The 15,352-nt window shown below is 65.0% G+C and carries 12 protein-coding genes and 1 pseudogene; 6 read left to right on the forward strand and 7 right to left on the reverse strand.

Annotated features, from left to right (window positions below; genetic code table 11):
- Positions 1-545: 545 nt before the first annotated feature.
- The 3 genes from IEY88_RS37960 to IEY88_RS37970 are packed head-to-tail and all read right to left on the reverse strand — an operon-like array spanning position 546 to position 3,084.
- The gene (locus tag IEY88_RS37960; RefSeq protein WP_189159761.1) at positions 546-1,169 is read right to left on the reverse strand and encodes a maleylpyruvate isomerase family mycothiol-dependent enzyme; all 624 of its coding nucleotides are present in this window, start codon (positions 1,167-1,169) and stop codon (positions 546-548) included.
- A 23-nt stretch (positions 1,170-1,192) separates the two neighbouring features.
- Positions 1,193-2,005 carry a fumarylacetoacetate hydrolase family protein gene (locus IEY88_RS37965; protein WP_189159762.1) on the reverse strand — a complete coding sequence of 271 codons (813 nt, stop codon included), beginning with the start codon at positions 2,003-2,005 and terminating at the stop codon, positions 1,193-1,195.
- On the reverse strand, positions 2,002-3,084 hold the full coding sequence (locus IEY88_RS37970) for a cupin domain-containing protein (protein WP_229694157.1): 1,083 nt from the start codon (positions 3,082-3,084) through the stop codon (positions 2,002-2,004). Before IEY88_RS37970 ends, IEY88_RS37965 begins: the two co-directional genes overlap by 4 nt.
- Before the next feature lie 105 nt (positions 3,085-3,189).
- Here IEY88_RS37970 and IEY88_RS37975 point away from each other — a divergent pair, with 105 nt between their 5' ends.
- A complete protein-coding gene (locus IEY88_RS37975) occupies positions 3,190-3,930 on the forward strand; it encodes an IclR family transcriptional regulator (protein ID WP_189159764.1) in 741 nt (246 codons plus the stop codon).
- 483 nt (positions 3,931-4,413) lie between these two features.
- Complete coding sequence (locus IEY88_RS37980) at positions 4,414-6,537, forward strand: penicillin acylase family protein (RefSeq protein ID WP_189159765.1); 2,124 nt, start codon at positions 4,414-4,416, stop codon at positions 6,535-6,537.
- Positions 6,538-8,287: 1,750 nt separating this feature from the next.
- Here the strand turns inward: IEY88_RS37980 and IEY88_RS37985 are convergent.
- The 3 genes and pseudogenes from IEY88_RS37985 to IEY88_RS37995 form a co-directional block, all read right to left on the reverse strand.
- Positions 8,288-9,067: pseudogene (locus IEY88_RS37985) on the reverse strand (transposase family protein).
- 405 nt (positions 9,068-9,472) lie between these two features.
- Complete coding sequence (locus IEY88_RS45635; protein WP_373294269.1) at positions 9,473-9,823, reverse strand: TetR family transcriptional regulator; 351 nt, start codon at positions 9,821-9,823, stop codon at positions 9,473-9,475.
- A gap of 150 nt (positions 9,824-9,973) precedes the next feature.
- Positions 9,974-10,399, reverse strand: coding sequence for a Rossmann-fold NAD(P)-binding domain-containing protein (locus tag IEY88_RS37995; protein ID WP_189159766.1), 426 nt, complete (start codon positions 10,397-10,399; stop codon positions 9,974-9,976).
- Between the two features lie 317 nt (positions 10,400-10,716).
- On the opposite strand from IEY88_RS37995, the gene IEY88_RS38000 reads away from it, so the two are divergent.
- From IEY88_RS38000 to IEY88_RS38015, 4 genes are all read left to right on the forward strand, one after another.
- Positions 10,717-11,610 (forward strand): LysR family transcriptional regulator, encoded by an 894-nt coding sequence (locus tag IEY88_RS38000; protein WP_189159767.1) that lies wholly within the window; start codon positions 10,717-10,719, stop codon positions 11,608-11,610.
- A 73-nt stretch (positions 11,611-11,683) separates the two neighbouring features.
- Positions 11,684-12,904 carry a CynX/NimT family MFS transporter gene (locus tag IEY88_RS38005; RefSeq protein WP_189159768.1) on the forward strand — a complete coding sequence of 407 codons (1,221 nt, stop codon included), beginning with the start codon at positions 11,684-11,686 and terminating at the stop codon, positions 12,902-12,904.
- Positions 12,901-13,476, forward strand: coding sequence for an NADPH-dependent F420 reductase (locus IEY88_RS38010; RefSeq protein ID WP_189159769.1), 576 nt, complete (start codon positions 12,901-12,903; stop codon positions 13,474-13,476). Before IEY88_RS38005 ends, IEY88_RS38010 begins: the two co-directional genes overlap by 4 nt.
- 29 nt (positions 13,477-13,505) lie before the next feature.
- On the forward strand, positions 13,506-13,871 hold the full coding sequence (locus tag IEY88_RS38015; RefSeq protein ID WP_189159770.1) for a glutathione S-transferase family protein: 366 nt from the start codon (positions 13,506-13,508) through the stop codon (positions 13,869-13,871).
- A 309-nt stretch (positions 13,872-14,180) separates the two neighbouring features.
- Here the strand turns inward: IEY88_RS38015 and IEY88_RS38020 are convergent, their stop codons facing one another.
- Positions 14,181-15,260 (reverse strand): aldo/keto reductase, encoded by a 1,080-nt coding sequence (locus IEY88_RS38020; protein WP_189159771.1) that lies wholly within the window; start codon positions 15,258-15,260, stop codon positions 14,181-14,183.
- Between the last annotated feature and the right edge of the window lie 92 nt (positions 15,261-15,352).

Below are 15,352 nucleotides of genomic sequence, written 5' to 3' on the forward strand. Positions count from 1 at the left end.
TCACCCAGCTCCGCCTCGCCCGCGATCACGCCATCGATCTGCGACACCCCTGGGAGAAACCCAGACCGGCCCAGCGACTGAGCCCGGCACGGATCCGCCGGGGGTTTCGGAACCTGCGTCCACAACTGGCCTGTCCGGCCCGTGTCCCGAAACCCTCACGACCCGGCCCAGGACGCCCCACGGGACTGCCCAACCACCAGCCCGCAACACGCCACGACGTCCACACCGTCACCAGCGCAAACAAACAGAAACCCAAACGCGGCAACAAGACCAGATCGAACAACCCACGACCCCGCCGGACAGGTTAAAACTCAAGTTAGTCAGTATCCCACGCCGCCCTCGACAGCGGATGTTGCATCTCGGCCGCGCCGCGCGCCTGGCGTGCTCGGCGATGGTCCAGTGACTCCATCTTCCACGAACGGCCTGGCCCGCCAGGCGATCGCCGTTTCAGCACGACCGAGGCGCGGGACGTCGAAGTTGACCTCTGCAGCCGGAACGGAACCCATGTCGGTTGCACGGCGGCGCTCATGATCGTCTTAAAAGGATCACAGCCACGGTGGCAGCTTCGGAAGTTCGAAGCCCGCGGCCAGGTGAAGCCGAGGGGAGGCGCCGCGGCCGGTGAGCCATCGGGCCAAGTCCGCCGGGGGACCGGACACCTCCACTTCGATGGTCTGCCTGGTGCGTCGATGCGTCAGGACGTCCTCCACGAGAGCACCGAGGAAATCCTCTGGCATGAACGCGAAGTCACCACCGAGCTGGAGGTCGTACGCGTGGATCCACAGTTCGCGAGCGCGCAGCCACGGAATGATGCTGGCCGGCACAATGCGTCCCTGTGCCGTGATCACCTCCGCTTCCCAGCGCTCACCAGTGATCAGGTCGAAGGCAGCAGCGAGCCGTTCTTGCTCCTCGGCAACGAATTCACGAAGCCTTGGCAGCGGCCAATCAGCGCCCGTGTCGATCTCCTCGGCACGGGCGGACGAACTCGGGTACATCGGTGTCGGGTCGCCAGTCGCTGCCCAATGTGCCAAACGGCCGAGTGCACGCGCGTTGTGTCCTATGTGGGACAACAGATGCCTACCGGACCATCCTGGCAGTCCGCTCGGCCTGGCGAGCTGCTCGTCGTCGATCGACCAGAGCCGAGACATGAAGAGTTCGTGGCCCTCGGCCATCCAGCGGAGTTGCCGAGTCGGTGTCATGACGCCCGCCGCACGGGTGTGACCATCTCACCGATGCCCTCGACTCGCGTGACCATGGTCTGGCCGTGCCGCAAGTAGCGCGGTGGTGTGCGGGCATGTCCCACACCACTCGTAGTGCCGGTGGCGATCACGTCGCCGGGGTTGAGAGTCAAGATCGTCGAGATGTAGCTGACGAGATCCACCGGGCTGAACAACAGGTCCGCGATGGTCGACTTCTGCACGATCTCACCGTCGATCGCGCAGCTGATCACGGCGTCGGACGAGAGCTCGTCCGGGGTCACGAGGTGGGGACCCAGGGGCGTAGTCGCCTCCCACGTCTTGCCCTGCAACCACTCCTGCGTGCGGAACTGCCAGTCCCGCAGCGTGACGTCATTCATGACGGTGTACCCGGCGATGGCGTTCTCCGCAGTCGCCCCGTCGGCCCGCCGCACCCGGTGCCCGATGACGACCGCCAGCTCCGCCTCCCAGTCCACCGACTCGGACTCCGGCGGCAGCACCAACGTCTCATGTGGACCGATGAGAGCCTCCGGGTACTTGGCGAACAGGGTCGGGCGGGTCGGAAGGGCGCGTCCCATCTCGATGATGTGAGTGCGGTAGTTCAGCCCTACGCAGATGATCTTGCCTGGGTTCGGGATCACCGGAGCGAATCGGGCGGGGTCGATCTCCAGGACTTCGCCGTCGGCGGCAGGTGGCAGGCCGCCGCTGGCCAGCAGGCTGCCCACGTCGCCGGGGCCGAGGTCGACATATCCGTTCGCCTTGGCGGCAACTACACGAAATCCGTGCTCGGTGCTCACGGTCGCCAGCTTCATGACACGCTCCTGCGGTCGAGGTGCAGCTGCTCGAAGATCGGGGCGTCGCTGAACCGGAACAGGTCCAGGCCGTGCTCGGTCGATGCGCTGAACGGCTGCCAGGAAGGCACGACGAACAGATCACCCCGTTCAACGGTCCACGACGCGTCGCCGACGGTGACCTCGCCGGTTCCTTCGAACACCTGGAACACCGACGAGCCGGCCTCCTGCCGAGAGGCGGTCCCCGTGTCCGGTGCGAGCCGGTGAAACTCCGTGCGGACCGTGGGCAGGACGTCTCCACCGGTGGTCGGGTTCGTGTAACGGACGGCAGCGTGTCCAGGTGCGACAGTCGCTGCGTAGCCCTCTGCCTCCAGCGCCAGCTGCTCCGACAGCGCACGGTTGGTGTGTTCCCACCGGTAAGCCAGCAGCGGGGTCGCGGACGTGGGTCGCAGGTGCGTCAGCGGGCGCAGGCCAGGATGCCCCCACAACCGCTCGGCGCGTGAAGTGGGCGGTGCTTCGTCGGTCTCAGCCGTCTCTGAACCGAACTCGAAGAACGTGGAGCCGATGTGGTGCTGGAACGGGATGTCCAGGCCGTCGATCCATGCCATGGGGCGGTCGCTGAAGTTGCGGTGACCGTGCCAGTTCCACCCGGCTTGAGGCAGGAAGTCGCCGCGGCGCATCGCGACCGGGTCTCCGTCGACGACGGTCCAGACGCCCTCACCTTCGACCACGAACCTGAACGCGTGCTGGGTGTGCCGGTGGACCGGCGCGTCCTCGCCGGGGTTGAGGAACTGGATCGCGGCCCACAGCGTCGGGGTGGCGAACGGACGCCCGCCCAGGCCTGGGTTGGCCAGCGCGATCGCCCGACGTTCGCCGCCACGCCCTACGGGAACCAGCTCGCCCGCCTTCTCGGCAACGGGCAGGAGGTTCCGCCACCGCCACAGGTGCGGCAGCGCGCTGGAGATCGGGTGGAGCGGCATCAGGTCGCCGATCTCCGTCCACAGTGGAACCAGCATCGCCGACTCGAAGTCACGGTAGAGCGCCTCGATTTCAGCGCTGGGCTTTGGTTGGTCAGCGGCGCCGGTGGACCTGACGCGCACCGGTGAAGGTGTCGATGTCACTGCTGTGCTCCTGGGGCTTGCGAAGAGATGCTCGCTCCTCGACAGGTTGGCACGATTCTGGAAAGTGGGACTACCTTTTCTGCTGTGAAGAACAAGCCGCCCTATCCGATCGCGTCGGTGGACCACGCGCTGCACCTCGCGACGCTGCTTCAGCAGGAAGGTCCGCTGAGGGTCAGCGAAGCTGCTGACCGACTGGGAGTCTCGGCGTCCACTGCACACCGCCTGCTCTCAATGCTGGTCTACCGCAGCTACGCCGAACAGCGGCCAGACCGGTCCTACGAGGCCGGCGCCGCGCTCCGCCCGGCTGCAGCAACGCGCGCGCCCGTCGCGTTGCTGCGACAAGTGGCCGTGCCTCACATGCACGCTCTGATGGCCGCCGTGCAGGAGTCCGTCAACCTCGTCGTGCTGGCGGGCACCGAGGCCAGGTTCGTCACCACCGCAGAGTGCACGCAGACTCTCCGCGTTGGCAGCCGTGCGGGCCACACGCTGCCCGCACGGCTGACCTCGTGCGGAAAAGCCATCCTCGCCGCGATGCGGCCCGCCGACGTCACCGCGCTCTACGAGGATTCCAGCGACGCGGATCTCGTATCTTTGCGTCGCGAGCTCACGCTGGTCCGCACCCGCGGCTTCGCGATCAACAACCAGAGCACCGAGGCTGGACTGGTCGCCTTGGGAGTCGCTGTCTGCGACTCCCAAGGGCGCCCGATCGCAGGAGTGGCGATCGCCATGCCCAGCATCCGCTTCCGCCGCGACCGGATTCCCGGTTGGATCAGAGCGCTCGCCGGGTGCGCCGCCGACATCGAGCACGACCTCGAACTCCGTTGAGGAGGTCAGCACATGGATCTGGAAGGACAGCAGCGTGGGAGAAGAAGTCGAGCCCTTCTCGACCGCAGCAGTTCCGTCTCCGCGAGCGGAGTCCCGGCCCATGCCCTTCACACTGGCAAGACGACCATCGCCAGTTGTACAAATGCTGCCGTCTCCGGAAACTCGACGGACTTCCCTTGTCGACCGCGCAGTGGTCGGCGACCGGTCGGGGAGGACACGACGTCCGCGACCAAGCCCGCACTGCCCAGCGCATGATCATGCGCGCCCTCGACCGTGACACCCCCACTCGGGTCTCTCAGCGGCGAGTTCTGCTGTGCGAATCGCCCAGGACAGTCAGCTGAAATTCCCGGCTCGTCGAACGCTTGATCACCGAACGTGCTCTCGTCATGCTGCGGCAATCGCCATGCCGACGCATCACGAAGGGGACACCTCGCAGTGACTAGGAACCGGCGGACGCGTGGCACCATTCACAGCGATGAACTGGTGAAGCTCCACCGCGACCGCAGCGGCGTAATGCACGTTCAAGCTGTCGACGAGATCGGCATCTATCGCGGGCTGGGGATTGCTCACGCGCATGACCGCGGGCTCCAGATGCTGTTCATGCGCATCATCGGCCGTGGTCGCGCGGCAGAGGTGCTCGACTCCTCGCTCGTCGAAACGGACAGGTTTGTCCGAAGGATGAACTGGCATGGAGGCCTCACGACGACTCGAGACCGCCTGAGTCCCCGAGCGCGCGCCCTGGCCGCCGCATATGCCGGCGGCGTGAATCACGCGTTCAGAAAGTCGGTGCCATGGGAGATGCGCCTGCTGCGCAACCGCCCTGAGCCGTGGCGGATCGAGGACAGCATCCTGCTGTCACGGATGAGCGGCTATCTCACTCTCGCTCAGTCGCAGGGAGAGTTGGAGCGCTGGATCGTGGAACTTGTTCAGGGAGGACTGCCCGCTGAGCTCTTGGAGGCACTGTTCCCAGGGAGGCTGGGTGGACTGGATCTCGAGCTGCTGCGAAAGGTTCATCTGACTGAGCGCGTCGTCCCAGAACAAGTGAGCACGCTCGCGGCCGGAGCTCGCATGATGGCGTCGAACAACTGGGCGGTGTCGGGGGCGAACACGGCTTCCGGCCGGGCCCTGCTCGCCAACGACCCGCACCTCGACATCAGTCAGCTGCCCGCGCTCTGGTACGAGGTGATGGTGCAGGCGCCCGACCGGTACGCCGTGGGCGCTACCATGCCGGGAGTCATCGGGCTGCTCATCGGGCGCACGCCGGACCTCGCTTGGGGCGCGACCTACAGCTTCGCCGACGCCACTGACTCTTGGATCGAGGAAGTCCGCGATCTGAAGGTGCGCCGCGGTGACGACTGGCTCCCACTACGTGCACGCATCGAGGCCATCGCCAAGAAAGGCGGTGACGTCGAGGAAGTCACGTTCTGGGAGACCGATGACCACGGGGTGCTGGAGGGTGACCCGACCCAGGACGGCTACTACCTGTCGACTCGGTGGTCTGGAGCAGACAGTGGCGCCCGGTCTACCGAGGCGATCGTCGAGATGTGGCAGGCGAGGACGGTCGCCGAGGGCATGGCACACCTAGGTGCCATCGAAACGTCATTCAACTGGGTGCTCGCGGACAGAGACGGGCACATCGGGTATCAGATGTCCGGCCTCCTGCCGATCCGACGCGAAGGATGGAGCGGACTGGTGCCCGTGCCGGGATGGGACCCGGCGAACGATTGGCGCGGCTTCCACAGTCCTGCCGTTTTGCCGAGATCACTCGACCCATCGCAGGGCTTTCTGGTGACAGCCAACAACGACCTGAACGACCTGGGCACTGCACAAGTAATCAACGCGGCGATGGGCACCTATCGCGCGAACCGCATCGCCGAGCTGCTCACGGGGCGCAACGACCTTGACTCCGAGACCATGAAGCGAATCCAACTCGATGTTCATTCCAAGCAGGCGGAACTGCTCCTCGAGGTGCTCAAGCCCCTCCTGCCTGACACTCCCGACGGAGAGGCCATCCGGGGATGGGATTGTCGGTACGACGCTGAGTCCTGCGGTGCGGAGGCATTCGAGCGCTTCTACGACGAACTCCTGCGCACGGTGTTCGGCCCCGCCCTCGGGCACGCCGCTGTGGACTTCCTCGCTGCTGAGACAGGTTTGTTCACGGACTTCTACTCCAGCTTCGACACGGTGGTGATGGCGGAGCGGTCGCCGTGGTTCGGCGGCCGAACCCGAGAAGAGCTGTTCGCCGAGGTAGCGGAACGAGCGCTGTCCGGCGCTCCTCGTCCGTGGGGCGAAGTGCGGAAGGTGATGCAGCGACATGTTCTCTTCGGCGGCAAGATCCCGCGTTGGCTCGGGTTCGACCGTGGTCCGCTGACTCTGGTCGGCAGTCGGGCTACACCTCACCAGGGGCAGATCTATCGTTCGGCTGAGAGACTGGTGACCTTCGCGCCCTCGTACCGCTTCGTCGTTGACTTCGCGGAGGTCGGACTGGAGAGCAGTCTGGCAGGCGGGGCGTCGGACCGGCGGTTCTCAAGGTGGTACTACTCCGAGGCCAAAGCGTGGCGCGCGGGTCGATACAAGAAACTCAGACCGACCGTTCTAGCTGACTGAGCTTTCGAAGAGAACTCTTTCCTGGCGCGGAAAGCGGCAATTTCGATCGCACACTCCCGCGCTCTGGCACTCGCTCAGCATGGCTCTCACGCTTGCCCGAGTCGTTGAAAGCTCAAGATCAACAGCCTGGTGATGCCGCAGACCACCACGGGAGCGGACAGGTGTTCGTGTGTGCAAAATCGCTGTACGAACATGAACTACTTGGCGATCCACAACCTTCGACGAGCCGACGAAACGGTATCTGAATGGCTCCTTCGACAACATCAGGCTGCCTTGAAGCCCGGTGAATCCCTGGCGTCACCCACTCAGTTGCCAGCCTGACTCTCCAGCCCAATTCTCGACCCGCGGAAGTCAGTATCATGATGCCAATATGTTATTGAATTGACTTTCGATCGGCGATGCACCAGCGACACCTGACATCTGCGTGACCCACTGTTCGAAATATCACCGCGATTGCAAAAGCTGGGTTCCAGGCTACGTTTCAGATAGTATCGAGACAAGACAAAAGAAGGGCTCAGGATGCCGAAGTTCGGTTTTCAAGTTTAGCCCTCGCCGCTTTCACCGCTCTATCCGTCACAACCGCAGGCGCGGCGTCTGCCGCAGAAGTTTCAGCTACCGGCGAGAACCTGGCACCCGGAGTGCTCCTGGGTGACTATGTCACTTTCAGCAGGACTCCTGCAACGAATGCGCCATTCTACGCCGCGCGAGTGGAAACGGTCACCCCGTCAAGTTTTCGCGCAGTCGTAACAAGGGGAGAAGATAGGTCGATTGGCTGCGTACTCCTCGAAGGCTCGGTTGACACGGACCTGGAACCGCGTCCTGAACACATCAGATACGCGATTCGCGTCTTCACCGAAAAGTGCGACAGGAGCGGCGCAACCAGCGAAGGGGTGATGACTTTCTACGCGGGCGAGCCGCACATCGAACGCGAGACGTGTGCCAGTGGAACAAACGAGCGATAGATGGCGGCTACGCGAAGCCTTTGATGTTGATGTTGATGTTGCACCCTGCCGTCAACTAAGAGCGTCTGCAGTAGGCGGCCGGTTCAAAGAGCTCGAAAACACGTAAAGTCCGAATGACCCACCTGAGTTCTACGAGCGGGTCATTCGGATTCCCCCAGCACAGCACCTGACCCAGCTCAGGCTTGCGCGTTCAGGCTGAGCTCCACTCCGCCGAGTCGGGTTCTCGTCGTTGTTGATGACCGGGTTACGCACTGGCGCAGACTGCTGGGGCAGCGAACTGCGACTGTTGTCGGCGGCGTCCCGAAGCACCTAGCTGCTGGACAGGGCGCGAACTCGGCCATACAGGAGGTGCGCGTGCTGACCGATCCGATCGCCGTGCGCACGCGAGAAGCGCCACCTGCTGGCTGAGTCTGCTCGACGAGTACCCACCCCTGACTCCGAACTTCAACCTCGGGCATTGGTAAACGCGAGTTCGATCTTCGTTCGTTTCGCCTCGAACGGACGAAGACACCAGCGCGAGGTGCGGATAGGTTGCAGTCATAGAACTTCCCGAGTCCTGAGCCCCCCTCTCAGGACTTCGGTGAAGATAGGATGTCGGATCGGCGGTTCAGAAGGCCGATCCGACATCCTTACCTTGCTGACATGAGTTCTGTGCTCTACGCCGCCCGGAACTTCGCGTGCTGCCATGTGCATTTCCAGCCGGAGGCGAGAATCGCTGCTCCGCGAGAGCGGCGCAACGATTCTCAATTTGTCTTCTCCATCCAAGCAGATATAAGATTGAGCCTTTTTCATCCTGTTGTGGCGTTGTAGTTATGGATGACGTGAATGGCTTTGGCCAGCTGCCACGTTCGGCGTGGGCAGCTGCGTAGTTTCCGTAGTATGCGCCAGGTCTTGTGCTGGGCGTGGGCTCGTCCGCCGGGGCCGCGCAGCCGGGCGTGAGCCTGGTTGGCCTGCTTCTGTGAGTCGGGTTTGTCGCGTCCTTTGTAGGGTGTGATCACATGCCTGCAGGTCGGGTCGTAGCCGTGATATCCCTTGTCCACCAACGCAACCAGTCCTGCGGTGCGCAGCGCGGGGAGGATGTTCCAGATCCGGGCCGCGGCGGTGTCGTGCACGTGTCCGGGTAGCTGACCCGACACCCAGAGGATCCTGCCGTCGGGTGCGGCGATGACCTGTACGTTCACTCCGTGGATCTTGTGCTTCCCCGAGTGGTAGGCCCTGTCGGCGGCAACGCGGTCGATCGGGATCAGGGTTCCGTCGAGCACCACGTGCGGCACCCGCTGCCGGCGGGCGGCCCGCAGTGCCTGTCGTAGTCGCAGCGCTCGAGAGGCGAGCAACCCGACGGTCTCGTTGACATAGCGCTAGCAGGTCGTGGCCGACACCCCGAAACCGGCGCCGACCTCGGCGAACGACTCGCCTTTGCGCAGGTAGACCAGCATCAGCAGCGCCTGGCGGCCCGGCTCGAGCTTGCGCCACACCGAGCCCGACTGGCGGCGATGTGTTCGGATCACACCGGTTACCCACGACACCGTCCGAACTGACAACGGCAGCGCAGCACGATAGAACAGCATGTGAAGCCCCTGGTGGTTGCCCGAGCGTTCTTGGTCGAAAGCTCGGCTACCAGCGGCTTCGCCATGTCCGCAGCCCGCCACGCCGACCGTCACCAACTCGCAGCCGACCAGAACCGTTGCCACCCAACACATCCAGATCAGGATGAAAAAAGCTCATTTCTGCGCATCGCGCAGTTTCCACATTCGCTGCCCGAACGCCTGGCCATTCGTTTGGGTAAGCACATTCTGTTCCCCCGGGGTCGTGTGGATAGCTGTCTTCTGTCTCTTGTTCATCGCGACAGCTCCCCCTGGCGGTTCCCCCTGAACCTGTCAACACTAAAACCTTCGCCGGTCGGCAGGTGAGCGGAGCCGCCCAGTGCGATGAACTGGGCGGGGGTCCAGCCCTCGAAGCACGCCCAGGCCAACTCAAAGCCGCGCCGCGGGCCGACCGCGGATTTGTCGGTCCGTGCCCGCGGAGTCGCGATCTCGGGCGATCGCCGACGGGGCGGCGCGGAGTCCGTCGTTGGCGAGCGCGGCGACCAAGGCGTCTCGATTGTCGAAGTAGTGGTGGAGCGCCTGGGCGGACAGTCCTATCTCTCTGGCCGCAGCCCGCGGCGCGAGCCCGGAGCTCCCGGTGTCGGCGTAGAGCCGTAGGGCCGTCGCCCTGATCTCGCACCACAAGCTTCCTTGACATCGTTCGGCACCGCGACTCACACCACCAAGGAGCATTTGCGGATTCGTGAGCCGTGTCCGCCCACCACGCCCAGACCTTCGCATGTCGAGGAACAGCCCTTCGTCCGCCGCCTTCCGCACGAACTCGTCCTCGCTGCCGGTTGATTCTGATGAGGTGTCAGTTCCTGTCGTCTTCAACCCAATCCAAGATCACGTCGTCGTCAGGTTGGCACGATCCCTTGGAACAACGGCCTTCTACGCCGCCGGTTTTGGCACGAGCCCCAGTTCGATGAGGCTGTTGGCGGTGTCCACAATCGACTCTCGCGACGGGCGTGTGGTCCACCCCAGTTCACTGCGAGCCTTGTCGGCACTGACGAGCTGTCTACGACCCACGAAGTCCAGCGCCTGCCGGACCGAAAGGTCGAACACCGCCGCAAGCCGCAGTACTGATGTCGGCATTGTTCCGGTGGGCACGCGGTAGCCGCGCCGGTTGAACTCCACTGCCAGCACAGTCGCGATGTCCCGCATCCACAGGAAGTCTCCCGCCAGGATGTACCAGCTGCCCGGTGCGATCGGCGACTCCATGGCCAGTCGGTGCGCCGTCGCCACGTCTCGCACGTCCACCAGCGAGAAGCCGATCTTCGGTGAACTCGGTACCTGCCGCAGCAGCAGCCGCCGCACGATGTCCACCGAGGTGCCGACGGAAGGGGCGATAGCGGCCCGATGACCGTTCCCGGGTTCACCGCCACTTGAGCGCTCTCGCTCAATGCGCGCTGAGGCTGAATAGGGTTGGTGACGGTCATCTCGACCGCCGCTAACCCGTCGATCAGGAGGAAGTTCGTGGTTGAGTTCGCGTGCGAGGACACTTCGGTAGCAAGGAGCGATCGAGCTCGTGTCCAGACCGGCGCCCGTGCGGATAGCTAGGTCCAGGCTCATCGCGGCAGGGCGCACTTCCTGCCCGTCCATGATCTCTTCTGATCGAATGTGAGGATGCGCGCGTGGAACTACGCCATCTTCGTTACTTCGTGGCCGTTGCTGACACGGGCAACCTTACGCAGGCCGCGGAGCGTTGTTTTGTCGCGCAGTCGGCGCTGAGCGCACAGATCGCGCGTCTCGAGGCCGAGTTCGGCAGCGAGCTGTTCGTTCGCAGCAGGCGAGGGATGAGGTTGACCACGGCCGGCGAGGCGTTGCTGCCACGGGCAAGGCGCTTGCTCACCGAGGCTGATCGGGTGGAGCAGGACATGGCCGCGTTGCGGGGGATGCTGGCAGGACGTCTGCGCATCGGCATGATTCAGGGGTCACCGCCGTCCTTGGAAGTCGTCGGACTGGTCGCCGCCTTCCACGAACAGCACCCAGGTGTCCGCTTGTTCATCCGTACAGGCGCATCGCATGATCTCGCACATGACGTGGTGGATGGCGATCTCGACGTCGCGGTTGTCGCGTTGCGCGACTCCGACTTGCCGGCAGCATTGACGGCGACGCCGCTGATTGACGATCCGCTGGTGGCCGTCATACCGCAGACCGCCGCGTTGCGATCCGGCGTGCCGGTTTCGGTCGGGCAGTTGGTTGAACTGGGTCCGTTCATCCACTACCGGCGTGGCAGCGGTCTGCGGCGCGCGGTCACCGAGGCTTTCGATCGCGCCGAGGTTGACGTCGAGGCATCCTTCGAGCTGGATCAGATTTCCGACATGGCGCGGTTGGTGGCGCTCGGGGCAGGAGTCGCTGTAGTGCCTTCCAGCGCGGTATCCGCAGCTCCTGAGAGAGCGCGTGTTGTGGCGTTGAGCGACCGCGCCGCGCTGCACACCATCACTGCTATCAGTTCCGCCGGCGCGTCGGCGGCGACCACAGCGTTCCTGGGCTTGCTGCGACAGGCCGCCGCATCACCTCGCTGAGCAGCGGCGTTCGGTCGGCGCGGACGTCGTCCACGCTTATCGGTCTTTTACAGCTCCGCGGTCGCCTCCGAGCATGGAACTCATGCACACGGCACAGCGCCGCGACCGCGGTCTCCTGCTGACTGCGGCGATCGTGCTGGCCGCTCTCGCACTGCGTCCCGCCATCGTCGCGATCGGCCCGCTCGCGACGGAGATCCAGCAAGACACCGGACTCGGCGTGACGATGCTGGGCTTGCTCACGACGGTTCCTCTGCTGTGTCTGGGGCTTGTGGCGTCGGGGGCGGCGTTCCTGTCGGAGCACCTCGGGATCGACCGGGCGGTTCTCATAGCGGTCGGGTTGATCGCCGTGGGCATCGTGATGCGCCTGCTCGCGCCGCTTCCGCTGCTGTTCGCGGGGACCGTGGTCGCAGCCAGCGGCATTGCTGTGGGCAACGTCTTGATACCCGCAGCCATCAAGCACTACCGGCCGCACCGGCTCGGCGCGACGATGACGGTCTACTCGGTCGCGTTGCAGTCCGGAGCGGCGGTGGCTGCCGCGGTGACCGTACCGCTTGGCAGGACTGTGGGCCTGGGCTGGCGCGGGAGCCTCGCGATGTGGGGGCTACCTGCGGCTGTCGCCTTCCTCGCCTGGCTGCCGCGTGCTGTGCGAGGCCCCTCAGCCGACAGTGACTCGGCTGCGAAGGCCGAGGCTGTCCCGGTGTGGCGTACACGCCTCGGCTGGTCAGCAGGTTTGTTCATCGGCCTGCAGTCCGGCATCTATTTCGCGCTGGCCGCCTGGCTTCCAACCTTGCTGACCGACAACGGTATGACCGCAGACGCCGCAGGCTATGCGTTGTCGCTCGTCGGGCTGGCCGGGATCGCCAGCGGTCTGCCGATACCGGTTCTCGCTGTCCGCATGCGACGCCAGCACAGCCTCGTATTCGCTGTCACCGCCGCTTTCGGCATCGGCCTGCTGGGGCTCGTGATCGCGCCGACCGGTGGCGCTCTGCTGTGGGCGACCGTGCTCGGACTGGGCCAGGGAGGGGGATTGAGCCTCGCCCTCACCCTGTTCACACTGCGCGCCCGCGACGCCGACAGCGCGGCGCGGTTGTCGGGCATGGCACAGACCGTCGGCTACCTCGTCGCCGCCCTCGGCCCGCTTGCCGCAGGCTGGACGAATGCCCTCACCGGCGGATGGACGGTGCCCATCGTGGTCCTGCTCGCCGTGCTCGCACCTTTCACCGCCGCGGGTGTGGCCGTCGCCCAGCCGCGCTACATCAACGATGAAACAACGGAAAGGAAGAAAACATCATGACCATTCCCGTAACGATCTTCGGCAGCGGCGCCATGGGCACGGCCATCGGTGACCTGCTCACCGCAGGCGGCGCGATCGCGCGGCACATCGGGCGTGACGACACCGCCGAATTGGCCGGAGAGATCGTCGTGCTCGCAGTTCCCTACGAAGCACTCGACGAGATCACCGGCCGGTACCGCGACCAGCTCGCCGGACGCGTCGTTGTTGACATCACCAACCCGCTGGACTTCGAGACCTTCGAGCAGCTGAAGGTGCCCGCCGGCAGCTCGGCCGCCGCCGAACTCCAGAAGTCTCTCCCTGACGCCCGCGTCCTCAAGGCGTTCAACACCACCTTCGCCGCGACGCTGACCAGCGGAAAAGTCGGGGAGAATCCGGTCACCGTACTGCTGGCCGGCGATGACCATTCCGCCAAGCAAGCACTCTCGGACCTCATCGTCGCCGGCGGGCTAGCCGTCGTCGACAGCGGACAGCTCGATCGCGCGCACGAACTCGAGGCGCTCGGGTTCCTCCAGCTACGCCTGGCCAACGACGGCATCGTCGATTGGTCCAATGGATTCGCGTTGGTTCGCTGAACACCCCAGCACCGACAGGAGCGAATCTCATGTCCACCGAGGAACCGGATACACGCACGACCCATCCCGACACGCGGGCGGATGGAACCTATGTGCGGAATCAGAACTATCTTTCCACCCGGATCACTGCCGACGGCCGCGAGGGACACACCATCACGGCCGGTCGCTACCGGCTCATCGCCGCGCGCGCGTGCCCCTGGGCCAGCCGCGCCATCATCGTGCGGCGGCTGCTCGGGCTCGAAGACGCACTGCCGATGGGCCTGTGCGCGCCCACCCATGACGAATCCAGCTGGACCTTCGACCTCGACCCCGGCGGGGTCGACCCGGTGCTCCGCATCCACCGGCTGCGCGAAGCGTATCTCGCCCGCGACCCCGCCTACGACCGTGGCAACTGACGAAGGGTGACCTCATGCGATTTCGCGCGATGGCAACGATCCTGGCGCTCGGTCTCACCTCGGCCAGCACACTCGGTCACCTTTAGTTCCATGCAGTCCTTCAGGACAGCGGAGCTCGCACCAGCTGTCTCGCCCGAGCGGCCGACGATGCCGACTACGCCTGGAGTTTGCTGACACAACATGAGCGCCCGGCCAGACCGAGCTGTCCGAGGAGCGCTATTTCGAACTCGGCCTGACCCGGCCACAAGCGATCCTTTCGCTGGCAGCCGTTCGACATGCTCAACATGGTGATTGCCCTTGGCGCGCCGGTCAGCCGGTCGGGTGCGGCTGTGGGAGTCGGACGAGGCCGTTGGCGAAGGTTTTGCCGGGGTACCACGGTGTGGTGGCGACACGGGCGAACTCGGGGATCTCCTGCAAATGGTCGAGCATCCGGCGGCGTTGGCGCTGGTCCGGGAGCGGGCGGTGCATGGTGAGGAGATTTTCTCGAACGTGGGCGGGATTGGTTGACGCAGGGAGGACGCACGTGACCGCGGGGTGTGCGGCGACGTAGCTCAGGAAGTACTGGGCCCATGACTCACACCCCTCGTCCTGGGCGAACCGCGGGACGGAGTGGCCGGTTACGGCGTGGTGGAGGCGTCCTTTCTCCAGAGCCATGTTGACCATCACTGCGACGCCGTTGTCCGCCGCGATCGAGAGCAGCCCGTCCTCGACCGAGCGCTGGAACATCGAATAGCGGACCTGGATGACGTCGATCGCGCCGGTCTCGATGAGCGGGCGCATCCCGGCGTACTGGTAGGGCTCGTGGGAGGTCAGGCCGACGTAGCGGATCGCGCCCTGTGCCTTCAACCGGTTGAGCACCGGCAGGATCATGCCGACGTTGGTCATGCTGTGCACACCGACCAAGTCGAGCCGCCGGCGATGCAGACGCTCCTGAGAACGGGTGAACTGGCGCACCGCATGGCTGTCGTCGAACGCGTATTCTCCGCAGTTCCAGCTCTTGTCGGCCAGGAACACCCGGTTGGTGAGACCCAGCTCGCGCAGGTACTGGCCGGTGTTCGTCTCGGCCGCTCCATAGAGCGCCGAGGTGTCGATCACCCGGCCACCGCCGTCGAAGAACTCGCGGAGCACGACGGGGATGAACGACCGGTCGGTTTCCGGTCGGCGGTCGAAGGTCATGAACGTGCCGAGTCCGATCACCGGGATAATGCCTCCGGAGTCGGGCAACGGACGGGTGACCGGTCTGGAGCCACCCCGAAGGTGGTCGGCGGCCGCGACGCCGGGAATCCCGATCGCCAGCGCGGCGGCACCAGTGGCGGCGAGCACTCCGCGCCGGGAGACCATACCCTGGGTGCGGCCGTCGTGGGTGGAAGGAGGGGTTGTGCTTTCCATGGATCACATGGTGAGCCGATGTCCGCGTCGAGTCTTTCACTTTGTTGCGCCGCTTGCAGATTCGCGGACTTCTCCTGGGTGAAGCCCCCGGC

The organism is Lentzea pudingi (genome assembly GCF_014646255.1).
In the GTDB taxonomy this organism is placed as follows: Bacteria; Actinomycetota; Actinomycetes; order Mycobacteriales; family Pseudonocardiaceae; genus Lentzea; species Lentzea pudingi.